The sequence below is a fragment of the Streptosporangium sp. CA-115845 genome (assembly GCF_050943795.1).
Lineage (GTDB): Bacteria > Actinomycetota > Actinomycetes > Streptosporangiales > Streptosporangiaceae > Streptosporangium.
Map to the genome: position 1 here is coordinate 2,562,966 of NZ_CP191988.1, position 15,155 is coordinate 2,578,120.

A 15,155-nucleotide genomic window follows, 5' to 3' on the forward strand; every position below is an offset into this window, starting at 1 on the left:
TGGCATGACAGGCTGAACGCATGGATGAGTCGACGCTCCGGCTGAGCGCTCTCGCAGTGGGCTGGGCCAAGGACGGGCACGGGATCTCGTGGGCAGCGGTGTGCCGCGGATGAGCGAGCCGACGATCTGCTCGGCGAAGGGTTGCCAGGAGGCGGCGGTGTACGCCGTGATCTGGAACAACCCGAAGATTCACCCGCCCGGGCGAGAGAAGATCTGGACGGCCTGTGCGGAGCACCGCCGGTCGCTCGCCGACTTCCTGGACGTGCGCGGATTCCTGCGCAGGGTGGACAGGCTGTAGGCATCGGCTCCGGACGGAGGGTGGAGAAGCTCGAAACAGCCGTTGCGGAGTCGCTGAGGGACCACCCGCGGCATCCCTCGAACCGCCGGGGCCCCTGTCGGGCAAGTCGTTCGACGTCGGAGCGGCGATCCTCACGGTTCATCACCGGACCGATCCGCGTGCCGGGCCATCCGGCCGGGTCCCGCGCGGGTGCTCATGGGTAACCGGGGCCGGTTACGGTGGGAGGGGTGGATGAGAATCGGGCCAGGCGGGTGGTCGACGCGTTGCGTGACCGTGGCATCAACGCTCAACTGGCGAGAGGCGGCTACCAGTTCGGGGTCCGGGTCCTGCTGCCCGGTGGGCGTGAGGCGGACTGGGACACCGACGGTACGGCGGGGCTTGAAGCGCTGGTGATGCGGAACGGGACGCTGGTCGGTTTCGTGCCGGTGATCGAGGGGTCCGAGGACTTCGACGAGGCCCAGGTCGTCGACGCCATCGCGCGGACCGACTACGACCAGCCCATCGCCAGGCAGCGCGCGGTGGCTCCGCCACCGGCCGAGCCCCTGCCCCGGGTGGGCGGTGTCTTCCGCCGTTTCCTCGACGGCTTCCGCTACCGGTGACGGCGGCATGTCGACCGTCTCACGGTGAGACGGAAACAACCTCGGAAGCCGAGATCACGACCATGGCGGCGTGCCGTTCTGGCTACGCTGGCCGGTCATGGCAGAACTGAGCGAGGCGGAGTTGGACGCGCTGGTCGAAGAGGCCACCGTCGACGCCTACGACGATGATGAGCAGCTGTCCGGGTTCCACGTCATGCTCGACGAGCACCTGGCGACGCCGTTCCGGACGACTGTCCTGGGGATCGAGGTAACGGTCAAGAAGATCGATCTGCTCCCGGGGAGCGGGATCGTCGCGATCTGCGCACGGGGGGGGCGTACCGGCAGGCGATCGGCATCCTTGATCTTCCGCTGCCGGATCCGCCGCCCCAGGGTTCGGAGTGGATCGAGGCGTATCGGCACTGGGGGTCCTGGCGATGAGCGAATACCAGTACTACGAGTTCCTGGCGGTGGACCGTCCCCTGGACGCCCACGAGCAGGCCGAGGTCCGCGCGCTGTCGACCCGGGCCAGGGTCACCGCCACCAGCTTTACCAACGAGTATCGCTGGGGCAACTTCCGTGGCGATCCGCGCCGGATGATGGAGCACTACTACGACGCCCATCTGTATCTGACCAACTGGGGCACCCACCGGATCATGCTCCGGCTGCCGCGAACGCTGCTCGATCAGGACGTGGCGGAGCGGTACTGCGTCGGGGACCAGGTGACGGCGTGGGTTTCGGGTAAGCATCTCGTCCTTGAGCTGACCAGCGACGACGAGTCTGGTGAATGGGATGAGGGTGCCGAGGACTCCCTGTCGGCCATCGTCGGTGTCCGGGCCGAGCTCGCCGCGGGTGATCTGCGCCCCCTCTACCTGGTCTGGCTGTCGGCCTTCGGCAGGTGGGAGCGGGACGAGGACGCCTTCGACTACACGGACGAGGACGAGATGGAGCCCCCGGTTCCGGCGGGGTTGGGATCATTGAGCGCGGGGCAGCAGGCCCTGGCCGACTTCCTCCGTCTTGACGCCGACCTGCTCGCGGTCGCGGCCGAGGCGAGCCCCGAGCTGACCGCGGTACGGGACAATCAGCGTGAGCTGGCCGCATGGATCGGGAACCTGCCCGAGACCGAGAAGAGCGGGCTGCTGCTGCGGGTCGTCCGGGACCAGGGGGCTCAGGTCCGGATGGAACTGCTGCGCCGATTCCGCGGCGAACCCAAGGCGGACAGTGGTCGTCTTCCCCGGCGTAGTGTGGCCGAGCTGCTGGACGCGGCGGCGGAGCGGCGCCAGGAACGCGAACTCCTTGCCGTGGCCAGGCGCGCCCAGGAGGAAGCTCGTCGTGCACGAGAGCAGGCTCTGGCCAGGGAGAAGCGGTTGGACACGCTGGCCGAGGACGAGGCGGGGGCCTGGCTGCGTGTCGACACGTTGATCGGCGTCAAGAAAGCGGCCGAGTATGACGAGGCGGTCGAGATTCCGAAGGATCTGCGGGCGGTGGCCGAGCGTGCCGACCGTCTTGGCGACTTCATGCGGCGCTTCGCGAGCCTGCGCCAGGAGCACCTGCGCAAGCCCAGCCTCATGGAGCGTTTCGACCGCGCCCGGCTTGACGGTCCGGCTCCCGGCTGACGGGGACGTTTCCGGAGGCCGGGGACGCGTGCTGGAATCGGCTGGTCGCCGAACAAGCCAGGTGGGCCTCCGCGGGGCGACGCCGCGCCGTCGGGTTTCCGCCTCCGGGCTCGGTGATCTGCTCGCCGGTTGACGGGACGTTCCGGCCGCTGCCGAATATGCCAGGTGCGTCCCGGGCCTCGCGGTGTGACGCCACGCGGTCCGCTCTCTGCACCGTCACCGCCGGTCGGCGGCCAGGTCGGCGAGCAGGTCGCTCAGCACCAGTTCCTCCTCCACCCGCACGGCCCGCCGCGCCATCGCCGCGGAGAGCCCCGGATCCCAGGGGGTCGGCCGGGGGCGGCCGGTGAGCGGGCTCCGGGAGTCCACCGCCTGGTAGGAGGCGGTTTCGTAGCGCCACGGCCGCCAGCCGACCCGTTCGTGGACGGCCGCGGCGATGCCCACGCCGCCCCAGTCGAAGTCGCCGTGGTAGGCGAAGGCGGTCTCTCCGGCGGAGAGCAGGTCGAGCAGGCGCCAGACGGCCGCCGACGGCCTGCCGCTGACGCAGACCAGACCAGGGCAGCGCGGTCCGAGCTCGTCCGCGGCTGCGGTGACCACGACCGGGTTCTCACAGATCCGTACCAGCCCCGCGGCGATGGGCGTCTCGTGGCGATGTAGCTGGCGCAGGGTGAGCACGCACGGCTCGCCCGCCTCGCGGGCGGCCGCGAGCATCCGCCCGGTGGGGGTACGGTCGTCGCCGGGCAGTCCCAGGCAGACGACGGTCGATGAGAGGTCGTCGAGGTGAACTCCGACCCCGGCCCACGCCCTCCTGCGGGCGTCGGCCGTGCCCTCACCGGCATAGGGCAGGCCGGCCAGGGCGCGGGCGGCCGACATCGCCAGTGTGGCCAGTGGCCGGCCCTCGTCGAGGGCGTGCGCGTCGTCGCAGCTCTCCGCCGCCAGACGGCCGATCGGAATACCCGGGTGCGGCAGGCGGCGCAGCACCTCGGCCAGCCTGTCCAGCAGGACGCGGGCCTCGTCCGGGGCGGAGGCGCTCCGCCGCACCTGACCGGTGGCGTCCAGCCATGAACGCCAGCCGTGCAGCTCCGGGCGGCCGGCCACGACCGTGTCGAGTTCCGCGAGGGCCCCGCGCCAGGCCGTCTCCCGTTCGGTGTTCTCGCGCGGTAGGTCGCGAACGGGGCCGCGGAGCAGGACGACGGCGGCGGCCAGGCCGTCGGGGCAGGCGCCACTGGAGCGCAGGACGCGGTCGACCTCGTCGAGGGAGACCGACAGCGAGGTACCGGTGCCCGCGCGGCGGCCCAGCAGCACCTCTATCGCGCGGCGCTGCTCCGGCGAGGCCGCACCGAGGGTGACCGTCCCGGTCGGCGTCCTGCCCTGTTCGAGGCGGCGGCGGATCCGTTCGACGAGCCACCCGGTCTCCCCGCCGCCGAGCAGCCGCTCCAGCCGCCCTGGCTCTTCGCCCACGCGGAGTTCGCCGTTCATAGGGGGGCCGGCCCCCAGCCGTACGGTCCTTCGCTCACCGGGTCCGCTTTCGAGGGGTGGTCGCCGTCTGGATTCTCAACGTCACGTGAACAGCCCTTCCGGCTCCTGCTCGGGGATGATCGCGGTGGGGCGGGGATCTGGCCGCTCCATCCTGCGGCGTTCCCTGCCGTCCCACCGCCACGTGGTGACCAGCACGGCGTCGACGCCGTCGTGTCTGGACAGCTGGCAGATCGCCAGCCCCGGCACCTGCGGGTAGCAGCCCCATTCCCGCTCGCTGGTCATCACCACGTCCATGTCGAACGTCGCCAGCAGCCCCAGGCACTTGGCACGCGAGTCGTCGTCAACCCCGGCGAACGCCTCGTCGAGCGCCACCAACCGTGGCGCGTGGGGGTTGCCCGCCGACTTGTAGTGGGCCGACGCCGCGGCGAACAGCGGCATGGACGCGGCGAGCACCCGTTCGCCGCCCGAGGCCGGCCCGGCGGCGGTGCGCCACTGGCCGTCCTGCAGACGCTGAATCGCGAACTCGTGCCAGTTCCGGTAGTCCAGCGCCCTGGTGAGCTGCTCGGTCCGGCCCGCGGCCGGGTTGTCGGCGTACTCCCTGGCGATCTGTTCCTGCAGGAAGGCGCCCACCAGGGCGCGGTCTCCGACAGACCAGGCGTCCACCGTCTGGCGGAGCTTCTCGCGGATCCGGTCGAGCCCGTCGGGGGCGTTCCTGGCGATCTTCCAGACCAGGCGTAGCCGCATGCCGGTGGAGGTCGGACGGGCCTCCAGCTCGGAGTTCATCTCCCGTACCTCGGTCTCGGCCGCGGCGATCAGTTCATGGAGGGTTCCGGCCACCTCGTTGAGAAGGTGGTTCTCCAGCAGCTCCCGCTCCTTGGCCGACAGCAACTGGGCGCGGTGCTCGGTCTCCTCGGAAAGCGCCTCCGCCAGACCGGGGATGTCCCTGGTGTGCCCCTGGAACAGCACGTCGACGACCATGACCCCGTCGCGCAGGGTCAGGCCGACCGAGTGCCCGTGCCTGGACATGGCGTCGGAGAGCGATTTGTGCTCCTCGGTGACCCGCTTCTGGACCCTGTCCCACGGGCTGTCCGCGTCGTCGACACCGTCCAGTTCGGCGTTGACCGCGCGGGCCAGGAGCACCGCGGGGGTCGCGGCCCACTCGGTGCCGGGATCGGGAATCTCCAGTGAGGGTACGGCGACACGCAGCAGGCCGGTGGCGGCGAACGCGCGGAACTCGGCGATCGCCGCGTCGCGTACCAACCCCGCCTGCTCGATCTCGCCACGCAGGGTGTCGAGTGTGCCCTCCGCCTTACCCTGCTCGACCAGGGCGGTCTGCTCCTGTTGCCGCGCGGCGCGTTCGGCGGTGTCCCGCTCCTGCAGGGCCTGCCGCACCTCGTCGAGGTGTCGGTAGAGTTCCTCGACGCCCGCTCCGGCGGTCTCCAGCAGCACCCGGTACGCCTCCGCGGCGGCCTCCGCTCCCTCCCGGGCCCGCGCCGCCCGCTCAACGGCCTCGGAGTGTCGTTCGCGGGTCAGGGACAGCTCCTCGGCCGTCTCCGCCGCGGCCTCGCGCGCACCGAGCATCGTCTCGGCCGCGGGCCAGAGCCCGGCCAGGGCGAGACGGTAGCCGGCCACCCCGGTCCTGACCGACGCGAGCTCCGCCGCCCCGGTGGGCAGGCCGACATCCTCGGCGAACTCGCCTGCCAGGGTCCGGGCCGTCTCCACCTCCGCCTGCCGCGCGCTCATCACGCCGAGCGCCACGCGGTGCGCACCGTCCAGCTCGCGCCGCCGCTCATGCTCGCCCGCCAGCTTGACGTGCGCCTCGCGCAGCCGTGCGTCCGACGGCAGCGCGCGGTGCTCCTCGGCGAGCGCGCGCTGCCGTGCGGCAAGGACGTCCAGCTCCCTCCGGAGCTCCTCCAGCCGCTCGCGCTGCCGGTTCAGCTCCTCCCGGAGCCGGGCCAGACGTGCCCGCCTGGCCGCCTCCCGCGTGCCTTCGCCGATGTGTTCGGCGCTCTCCTTGTGCCAGGCCCCGGACAGGACCCCGTTGGCCCAGCGGCCGTCCGCCGCGACCCAGGTGGTCGTGCCGGGACCGAGCCCGATGGCGGCGAGCACCGCGTGCACGGCGGCGTCCGGCAGCGCGGACGCCTGAGGGTCGGCGCGGTCGACGGCGGGACGGAGTACGGCCGAGCAGGAGGGGCCGGCGACAGCCGTACCCGCGAGCAGGACCGTGTCGTCCTCGGCCACGAGGATACCCGCCGGGGTCACCCAGGCGTCCAGGATGCCCGCCGCCTCCAGCGCGGCCTCCAGCCCGGCCCGCTGGTCGGCGGGGATCGCCCCGACGAAGTCGACCACTCTCCACAGCGGCGCGCCCGGGCGGTCGGTGCGCGCGCCGGGGGGCCGGGTGTACGGGGAGGGTGGAGCGTCGTGACCGCCGGACTCCAGCCGGGTGATCTCCTCTGCCAGGTCCGCGGCGGCCTGCCGCCGGGCGCGCAGCTCGGCGTCCAGTCCCGCCTGCCCGCGGCTCAGCTCGGCGGTAGCCGCCCGGGCGGCGTCGTCGACGGCGGTCGCCGCGGGGTTGGGGCCCTCGGCGGTGACCGCCCAGGACTCCAGTGTGCCGAGCACCGCGTCCGGGTCGTCGATCCGCAGCTCGACCACCCCCGCCAGGTAGCCGAGATAGGAGCCGGCCAGTTCGGCGGTCTGCTCCTCCGTGATCCGCCCGGCTGTGAAGATGCGTTCGGCGGCGGCCTGGAGCTCGTGGGTCAGCCGGTCCGTCTCGGCGCGGGCGGCATCGAGCCGGGCACCGGCCCGGGTGACGGCCTCGAACAGGCGGTCAAGCTCGGCCACCGCCTGCGATCGCCGGTCGGCCAGGGTCTCGGCGGCGCGGCGGGCCCCGGCCGGATCCTCCTCCCAGCGAGCCACGATGTCGAGGTGGGCCCGTTCGCACAAGGCCTGACGGGCGGCTGACGCGGCCGACTCCCGCACGGCGGAAAGCTCGCGGGCGGCCTGGGCGGCCCTGGCCTCCGTGGCCTCCGCCCGGACCTGGCGGCGGCGCACCTCGGTGGCCAGGTCCTCCCTGGCGTTCTCCTGGACACGTGAGTGTCCGGCCTGCCGCTCGGCCTCCTCGCTGACCTGCGTAAGCCGTTCGGCGTCGCGCATCCGGGGGCTTTTCTCCAGGGTTTCCTTCCTGGCCTCCAGCCGCGCCCGCGTCGCGGCCAGCCCGGTCAATGACTCTCGCGCCGCCTCCAGGGCGCCCTTGGCGATGGCACGGCGGCTCTCGGCCTCGTTGAGGTCGCGGCCGAGATGTTCGTAGCGGCTCTGGGCCGTGCGGGGCACCGCGGCCTTGCGTCTGGCGGCGATCCCCGCGTATCTGCGGTAGTGGGTCAGGAAGTCGGTCGCGGCGCCGCGGGCCTCCTCCAGCGCTCCCAAGGCGTCGCGCTCCTCGTCGAGCCCGCGGAACGCCTCGGCCACCGTGCCGATCAGGGAAGGGCTCAGCGGAGGGAGCGCCTCGGTGAGTGCGCGGGAGAGCAGCCTCTCGTCCGGCTTCTTGGACAGCTGCGGCTGGCGGAGTTGGATGAGGAGGTTGACCAGGGCCTCATAGCGGTGTTCACCGAGCCCGAACAGCGCCTCGTCCACGGCCCTGCGGTAGTCAACGGCCCGGTCGTAGACCATGCCGTGCCCGTCGACGGCGTCGCGCAGCTTGTCCCTGGTGAGCGAGACGCCGGTGGGGGAGAGCAGGTCCAGCCCGGCGCCGACCCGCTGAGTGGTGACGAAGAACCAGTGCCTGACGATGCCGCGGTCCCGCACCGCCTTCAGGCCGCAGCCGATCGTCCGGAACTCCACGGTGCCGTCGGCGGCGCGCCGGCCGAACTCCATCCAGGTGTAGCCGAGCCGCTCGGGATGCGGATGCCTGCCCCCCAGCAGCAGGTTCCACTCCATCCGCTTCTGGCGGTCGCCATCGGGCTCCACACGGTGTGGCGCGAGCTCGCCGTCGAGCAGGAACGGCAGGGTCAGGGCGAGGACCTTCGACTTGCCCGTTCCGTTGTTGCCGCGCAACAGCAGCCGTCCGTCGTGGAAGTGGAATTCCTCGACGTCGTAATGGAACATGTCGACGAGCCCGGCTCTGAGGGGTTTCCAGCGCTCCGAGGTCGGAGTCGGATGTGTCATCGCCGGACCTTTCCAGCTTCGCGGACTGTCGGTTCTTCGAGGGTGTAACGGACGATGGCCGGGAGACCGCGCACGTGATCTGGGCGGACCTCGACCAGCCGGAGCGCCACCAGTTTGTCCAGCGCGATGCTCAGGAGTTCTTCCTCGGCGCCGGGTTCGGTCACTCCCTTGCGCCAGAAGGAGGCGTGGGTGGCCGCGGCCCCCCGTACGAAGGCGCGCAGCTCTTCGGTGCCCGCCTCGCCATGGACGGCCAGGTGCTCGGCCACCAGCAGTGTCACGTGCCCGTCGGTGCGCTGCTCGGGCATGCGCACGTCGGTCAGCTCGTCGTCGGGGTCGACCATCGCGATGCCCTCGGCGCGGATCTCGGGGAGCAGCCCGGTGGCCTCCTCGATCCTGCGGGTGATCGCCTGGCGCTGGGAGACGAGGTAGGCACGCTCTGCCTCGTCGAGGTCGTCGTAGTAGACGACGGGGTCTTCCAGGAGCCTGCGGGTGAGCCTGCGGCGCATCGCCTGGTTGCGCAGGTCGTCGGTGTCGGCGACGGGTTCGGCGGTCAGTTCGGTCAGCCGGTCCTCGAAGCCGGTGGCATCGATGGTGGAGGGGCCGCGCGCCGGAGTGAGGAGCGTGGCCAGCACCGGTCTGCGCACGTCGTACAGGACGTCGCCGGTGGCCGACAGGTAGGCGTCCTCGTCACCGGCGACCCTGCGGAGCGCGCCCCAGTCGAGCAACGTGCGCACGACGGCCACCAGGTCGGCTCGCTCGGCCCGGCTCTCCAGGGTGAAGGCGAAGTCGAGCCCGGGTTCGGCCGCCGCGTTGAGCACCTCCTCCGCGAGCCGTCCAAGCGTGGTCTGGGCGTCCGCCCGCTCCAGTACGGCGAGGGCCAGGCAGAGCAGCACGTAGCGGCGGCGGCCGAAGGGCTCCTTGGCCCTGCCGCGAGCCGGATGGGTGGCATCGGAGAGGGTCGGAGCGGTCTTGAACAGCCGTGCCGTTTCCGCGTCGGCCAGCAGCCGCCAGCCGGTCTCCCGGCTCAGCCAGTCACGCAGCTCGGCCAGGTGGCGTCGGACGAGCACGAACCTGTCCGCGTCGTTCTCGGCGGTGAGCAGCGGCTTGACCAGCAGCGCGCGGAGCGCGGTTCGCCGCTGCGCCCGCTCCTCGTCGCGGATCACGAGGCCGCCATCAGATCGATGATCTCGATGAGATGCTCGGGACCGGTGAGCGTCCCGTCCTCGGTGTGGATCTCGATCTGGTCGCCGCCGGGGACGAGCGAGAGCCGTACCTCCATCGAACCGTCGCCGGTGACGGTCTTGACCTCGGTCTCGCCCGGCGGGCGGGCGGCCAGTGCGTCGCCGAGCAGAGCGAGGAAGAGCCGGAACGCCCGCGGATCGAGGACGCCGAGCTCGGACAGGAGAGCCGGTCCTTTGCCGCAGAGCATGGCGCGGGCCTCGGCGGTCTCCGTCGCTTCGCGCTCCACCCGCTCCAGCAGGAAGGCGCGGGCCCGCGAGCGGTCCTGCACCCGGTTCGGCTTCCCCCGTCGTTCGTAGGAGCCGGTCCTGCGTAGCTGCGGGGAGATCCGGACGGGTGGGGCGGCGCGCCACGGTGTGTTCGGGGCCGGGTCCTCCTGCCGCCAGGCGCTCTCGGTCTCGGCGGTGACGGTGAGGTGCCGCGCGGACGACAGGCCGAAGGCCGCGCGCCACAGCCGGTGCGTCGCCGCCTCGTCCGGTGCCTCGGCGAACCAGCGGGCCAGGGTACGGAAGTCGGCCGAGCGGTCGGAGCGGCCCGAGCGACGTTCGTTGATCAGGCCGACCGCGTCGATGAGCTGCTTGATCGCGGTGATCGCCGCCTGCCTCAGCAGCCGGGCCTGCGAGGGGTGGCCGGTGCCCTGGGAGACGAACCAGTCCTTCAGCCCACGCCAGCGGTTCCGCCACGAGCCGAGCGCCGCGGCCTCGGCCCTGTCGTAGGCGTCGGCCGCATCCGTTCCCTCCGGTACGGCGTCGGCGGCCTCTCGCCGCGCGGCCAGCCGCAGCAGCTTCTCGTGGTCACCCGCCTCCAGTTCGGTCAGGAGCGTGGCGATGCGGGCGCCGGAGTTGGCGAGATCGGCGATGAAGCGGTTGATGTAGTCGATCAGTTGTTCCTTGTAGGCGATGAACCCCTCCACATCACCGTCGGAGAAGTCGATGGCGCGGCGCAGCGACGCCATGAAGGCCTGGGCGTTGTCGGCGAGCGAGGAGAACCGCTCGGCCAGGGAGAGCAGCAGCAGATGTGTCTTGGCGGGATCGGGGTCGGCCTGCTCCGCGAGCGCGGACAGGGATCTGAGCTGTTCGGCGATGTCACCGAGGGCCACCGATTGCAGCGCGCCCCGGCGGCCGACCGCCTCCTCGTAGAAGGCGATGGCCTGCTCGGCCGCCTGGCCGGCCGCGGTGAGCTGGAAAAGGAATCGCTTGCGGTGGAAATCTTCGACGGAGGTGACCCTGCCGGTGTCGGCGTCCGCCCGCAGATTCCCCCATTCGGTCAGCTTCCCCAGCGCCTGTGCGAGTTGATCGTCACTGTCCCTGCCGAGTTCGGCCGCGACATCCTCGGGCCGCAGATGCACGATGAAGCGTTCCTTTGCCCGCGCGAACGCACGCAGCACCTGACGGTAGAGCGGCGCGTTCGGTGTGCTCAGGTGAGTGAAGGGCTGGGGATCTTGGTGGTTCGACTGCGGCGGATCGATCACCAGGATATTTTGCCTGATCGAAGTGGCCGGATGTGCCGATATGGCTGGCATCGGTGGTTCACGGATGCGCCGGCGGGTGCCTGGAGTCCGTGGGGCCCCGGTTGTCCACATCCATGATCGGAGCGAACCGATCATGACGGCTCTCGTTCGAGTATGAATATCTCTGATTTTTCGTGAATAGTCCGGCTAGGCTTTTCCTGAAAGCTATAAGAATTTCTCGTTCTTTGGTTTTTTTGTTGCTCCGCTACGGGTATTTCGGTCACAGAAGTAGGCCGTCATATGAATGGAGCAAATAATGGCTATAGACGCTATTGCCCGCAAATCGGACCACTGGTTCAAGCTGGTCGACGTCAACGGCGACGGCCGGATCCAGCACAGCGACCTGCAGGCTCTGGCGGACAGGACCCTCAAGCACTTCGGTTGCGACAAGGGATCCGCCAAGGGGCGCCGCCTCACGGAGGCGTACGACCGGGCCTGGGTGGCCATGGCCGAGGCCATGGACGCCGACAGGAACGAGGAGATCTCCAAGGAGGAGTTCCGCTCCTACATGGAGAACAACGCCAAGAAGGAGAACGCCGAGAAGCTCCTTCGCCCGGTGACCGATGCCGAGTTCGCGGCGGCCGACATCGACGACGACGGACTCCTGTCCCCATCCGAGTACGCGAAGCTGCTGCAGGCCTGGGGGCTGTCCAGCAGCGAGGCGGAGAAGGGGGCGGGCAATATCGACACCAACCGCGACGGCCAGATCAGCAGCGAGGAATACTTCAGGGCCTGCCGCGACTTCTTCGTCGGCGAGCTCACCTCACGTACCGGCCAGGTCTTCGGTCAGGTGAAATAGCCGGGGTGATGGATGGGGGTGGCGGTCGTGCGGTTGGCGACCGCCACCTTTTCACGCGGTCCTTCTCCGGCGAGTGCCGGGCGCGGCGTCAGCGGGTGACGGGCAGTGTCTCCACGCGGCGGATCAGCAGATCCGAGCGCCATGGCAGCTCGTCATCCGAGACGGCGAGGCGCATCGGCGGGCACTCCGACAGCGAGGAGATCGCGACCCCTATCAGCATGCGCACCAGGGGCGCTCCCATGCAGTGGTGCGTTCCGTACCCGAAGGACAGGTGCGGGTTGGAACCGCGGTGGAAGTCGAGCTCGCCGGGATCGGCGAACACCGACGGATCGTGGTTGCCCGAGGGGAGGGCGGGTAGCACCTGTTCTCCCGCGCGCACCAGCGTTCCACCCACCTCCACGTCCTCGGTGGCGTAACGGGCGAAGGTGACGTGCGAGGGGAACGGCGCGTAGCGGATGAGTTCGTCGACGGCCGCCGGGATGAGCCCGGGATCCGCGCGCAGCTCCGCCAGCTTCCCGGGTGAGGTGAGCAGGAGATAGAAGGCGTTCGTCAGCTGTGTCGAGACGTTGTCGACCGCCAGCAGGATGTCGTTGACCAGTTCCTTGATCTCCGCCTCGGCGAGCCCCCCGTCCTCGGCGGGGGCACCGCCGGGACCCTCCTCGTCCAGGGCGTTGGCGAGAACGCTGACGAGGTCGTCCCTTGGCTCCGCGCGCCGGGCGGCGATGAGCCGGTCGGTGTAGCGGGAGATCTCCTCGACCCTGGCCTCCACGACGTCGGCGGCCAGTTCGGTGCCGGCGAACCCCTCGAACCAGTTCAGGAAGATCGCGAGGTCCTGCTCGGGGATCCCGATCAGCGGGCACAGCACCTCAACGACCAGTGGCTTGATGTAGTCGCCGACCAGCTCGTACGGGGGAGGCGTGTCCGTGAACCCGGCCATGAGCGTAAGGGAACGCTGCTCGGCGATCGATCGGAGCAGATGGATCCGCTCGGTGTTGAATCTGAGCCCGCTCGCCAGCACCCGGCGCAGCCGGGTCTGCTGCGGCGGGTCGGTGTTGAGGATGCTGTCCTGGAGCGGCAGGACGGTGAGGCGCGCCTCGTCGCCGCCGGCGGGGGGCGTCCGGACGAAACGGCGGTCGCGCAGCACCGAACGCATGTCGTGGTAGCGGGTCACCAGCCAGGCGTCGTCACCGTAGGGCGGGTGGACCCTGGTCAGCCCCGGCCGCTCGCGGCAGCGCGTGTATTCGGAGTCGACGTCGAGACGGATGGGCTTACCGAAAGGGTAGTCGACGGGCTCGGGAATGATGTCCACGGTCTCTCCGGTGAATGACTCGGTTCGCTGGCCTGGGTTCAAGTCCGGAATCGGCCACCGCGCCGGACCTCGGCGTCGCCGTTGACGCCCATCAGCCTGAGTCGGCTATCCGTTTTGTGGGCAATGGTGCCGACAGTCGTTTGGTTCACCATCCGCGGAGGCGGTCCGGCTTCCGTAGCGGGATTACCCGTGAAGCGGGAAAGGCAAAACCAAGAAAGACAGATCCGCCTTTTGTCGATAAATGGTTTTATGGCGAAAGGGTGGTGTACCGGTACCGACGTTCGTGGAAGTGTTGACCCGAATGGGTGGGAAACCGATATTCGAGGTCGTCGACTGTGTCGGCCCCCGCTGCTACTGTTTCGCTCGGCCGGGGAATTAATTCGATCGGCAATTTAAGATTATTGGTGCCGGTTCGGGAGGTTTCTCATTTCTGGTCTGGATGGTGAGGACTCCGAACTCCGGGTGGACGCGGGAAACGTCAGAACGGCTCCCTCGGAGATCGAGTCAACCTACAACGAGCTCGCCGCACTGGTGGGCGAGACGGCGGGACCCGACCGGCACTACGGCTTCTGGGCGGGGCCCGACGACGACACCACGATCTCCGAAGCCACGGAGCGGATGACCGACTTCGTGCTGGACCGGCTGGACGTGGGCCCCGGCTCGCAGGTGCTGGACGTGGGCTGCGGCAACGGCCGTCCGGCGGTGCGCCTGGCCAGGACATTCGGGGCGCGGGTCGTCGCGATCGACATCGACCGGCAGGCACTGCGCAACGGGGCGGAGCACGCCGCGGCGCACGGGATGGCGGAGATGGTGGACTTCCGGCGCGTCGACGCGCTGGACCTGCCGTTCGCCGCCGCCTCGTTCGACGCGGTGCTGGCCTTCGAGGTCACCCCGCACTTCGACATCGCCGATCTCTACCGGAACATCGCCAGGGTCCTGCGCCCGCAGGGGCGCCTGGTGGTCGAGACGCCCTACCTGCGGGTTCCGATGACGGAGGAGATCCGCGGGCGCATCGGCCCCTATCTGGCCATGCTGAACGCCGTGTCGCTCGACGCGCCCGAGGACCACCTGTCGGCGGCGCGGGAGGCGGGGATGGCGATCACCGAACTCGTCGACATCACGGAGAACGTGCGCGATTCCTTCCCCCGGCTCGTATGGGCGCTCCGGGAGCGGCTTGAGGCCAGGGCCGGCACCGAGCGGCTGCTCGACACCTTCGCGGCCTGGGCGGACGCCACCGAGGTCGGTGGAGTGGTCATGACCTTCAACAGGATGGAGCACTGACATGGCGGACATGACAGTCATCGGAACCGGCGTGATCGGTTCCGCGGTGGTGCGGGCCTGCGCCGACTCCGGCCTTGAGGTCTCGGTCTGGAACCGCACGCCCGAACGGTCGGAGAGGCTCGCGGGAAGGAACGTCCGCATCCACGAGAAGGCGGCCGCCGCGATCGAGGACTCCCCGATCGTGCTGTTCTGCCTGCTCAACTACGAGGTCACCCACCGGGTCCTGGACGGGGCCGCGGCCGATCTCTCCGGCAGGCTCGTCGTGCAGAACGCCAGCGGCGTCCCCGACGACGTTCCCCCGCTGCGAGCGCGGGTCGAGGCCGCGGGAGGCAGATACCTGGAGGCGGCGATCCTCAACTACCCGGACGCCATCGGCACCGAGGACTGCTTCACCGTCTACGGCGGGGCGGCCGAGGACTTCAAGGAACTGGCGGGCGTGACCGAGGCGCTCTCCGGCAAGCAGGTGCGTCTGGGCTCCGATCCCGGTTATGCGAAGGCCTACCACGTCGTGTCCAGCGCCTTCTACTACGCGTTCGTCAACGGCTTCCTGGAATGCTCGGCCATCGCGGAGAGCCTGGGCGTCCCCCTCAACGACTTCGCCGAATCCGTGCCGCTCTACGACCCCGGTTTCCAGAACACGATCGGCGTCGGTCTCGGTCTCATCGCGCGCCGTGACTACACCTTCGAGCAGGCTCCGCTGACCTCGCACCTGGACGTCCTCGACAACCTGACCGGCATCGCGGAGCGGGCCGGGATCGACCAGTCCTACCTGGGCGTGATGCGTGAGCGCGTGCAGAGGGCGATGGACCAGGGCTACCGGCGCGAGCACGTGGCGGTGCTCACCGAACAGTTCCGCAGCCGCCGAGCGGCCGTCCATAACCGCTGAGGGGA

Annotated in this window: 11 protein-coding genes; 6 read left to right on the forward strand and 5 right to left on the reverse strand. The window is 70.2% G+C overall.

Annotation, left to right across the window (positions count from 1 at the left end):
• Positions 1-109: 109 nt before the first annotated feature.
• The 3 genes from ACQP0P_RS13880 to ACQP0P_RS13890 all read left to right on the forward strand — a co-directional run bounded on the left by ACQP0P_RS13880 (position 110) and on the right by ACQP0P_RS13890 (position 2,489).
• Complete coding sequence (locus ACQP0P_RS13880; protein ID WP_433375878.1) at positions 110-298, forward strand: hypothetical protein; 189 nt, start codon at positions 110-112, stop codon at positions 296-298.
• A gap of 227 nt (positions 299-525) precedes the next feature.
• Complete coding sequence (locus ACQP0P_RS13885; protein WP_433375881.1) at positions 526-897, forward strand: hypothetical protein; 372 nt, start codon at positions 526-528, stop codon at positions 895-897.
• A 413-nt stretch (positions 898-1,310) separates the two neighbouring features.
• A complete protein-coding gene (locus ACQP0P_RS13890; RefSeq protein ID WP_433375886.1) occupies positions 1,311-2,489 on the forward strand; it encodes a hypothetical protein in 1,179 nt (392 codons plus the stop codon).
• Between the two features lie 216 nt (positions 2,490-2,705).
• Here ACQP0P_RS13890 and ACQP0P_RS13895 read toward each other — a convergent pair whose 3' ends face one another.
• The 4 genes from ACQP0P_RS13895 to ACQP0P_RS13910 form a co-directional block, all read right to left on the reverse strand.
• Positions 2,706-3,947, reverse strand: a complete 1,242-nt coding sequence (locus tag ACQP0P_RS13895) for a TIGR02679 family protein (protein ID WP_433375889.1) — start codon at positions 3,945-3,947, stop codon at positions 2,706-2,708.
• Positions 3,948-4,046: 99 nt separating this feature from the next.
• Complete coding sequence (locus tag ACQP0P_RS13900; RefSeq protein WP_433375892.1) at positions 4,047-8,126, reverse strand: TIGR02680 family protein; 4,080 nt, start codon at positions 8,124-8,126, stop codon at positions 4,047-4,049.
• The gene (locus ACQP0P_RS13905) at positions 8,123-9,289 is read right to left on the reverse strand and encodes a TIGR02678 family protein (RefSeq protein WP_433375895.1); all 1,167 of its coding nucleotides are present in this window, start codon (positions 9,287-9,289) and stop codon (positions 8,123-8,125) included. The genes ACQP0P_RS13900 and ACQP0P_RS13905 overlap by 4 nt, the downstream gene beginning before the upstream one ends.
• Positions 9,286-10,836 (reverse strand): TIGR02677 family protein, encoded by a 1,551-nt coding sequence (locus ACQP0P_RS13910; protein WP_433375897.1) that lies wholly within the window; start codon positions 10,834-10,836, stop codon positions 9,286-9,288. The genes ACQP0P_RS13905 and ACQP0P_RS13910 overlap by 4 nt, the downstream gene beginning before the upstream one ends.
• 295 nt (positions 10,837-11,131) lie before the next feature.
• Between ACQP0P_RS13910 and ACQP0P_RS13915 the strand changes: the two genes are divergently transcribed.
• Positions 11,132-11,674: an EF-hand domain-containing protein gene (locus tag ACQP0P_RS13915; RefSeq protein WP_433375900.1), complete on the forward strand. Its 543-nt coding sequence runs from the start codon at positions 11,132-11,134 to the stop codon at positions 11,672-11,674.
• An 88-nt stretch (positions 11,675-11,762) separates the two neighbouring features.
• Here the strand turns inward: ACQP0P_RS13915 and ACQP0P_RS13920 are convergent, their stop codons facing one another.
• Complete coding sequence (locus ACQP0P_RS13920; protein WP_433375903.1) at positions 11,763-12,983, reverse strand: cytochrome P450; 1,221 nt, start codon at positions 12,981-12,983, stop codon at positions 11,763-11,765.
• A gap of 462 nt (positions 12,984-13,445) precedes the next feature.
• On the opposite strand from ACQP0P_RS13920, the gene ACQP0P_RS13925 reads away from it, so the two are divergent.
• On the forward strand, positions 13,446-14,264 hold the full coding sequence (locus ACQP0P_RS13925; RefSeq protein WP_433375905.1) for an SAM-dependent methyltransferase: 819 nt from the start codon (positions 13,446-13,448) through the stop codon (positions 14,262-14,264).
• 1 nt (position 14,265) lies between these two features.
• The gene (locus ACQP0P_RS13930; RefSeq protein ID WP_433375908.1) at positions 14,266-15,150 is read left to right on the forward strand and encodes an NAD(P)-dependent oxidoreductase; all 885 of its coding nucleotides are present in this window, start codon (positions 14,266-14,268) and stop codon (positions 15,148-15,150) included.
• The last annotated feature ends 5 nt before the right edge of the window (positions 15,151-15,155 follow it).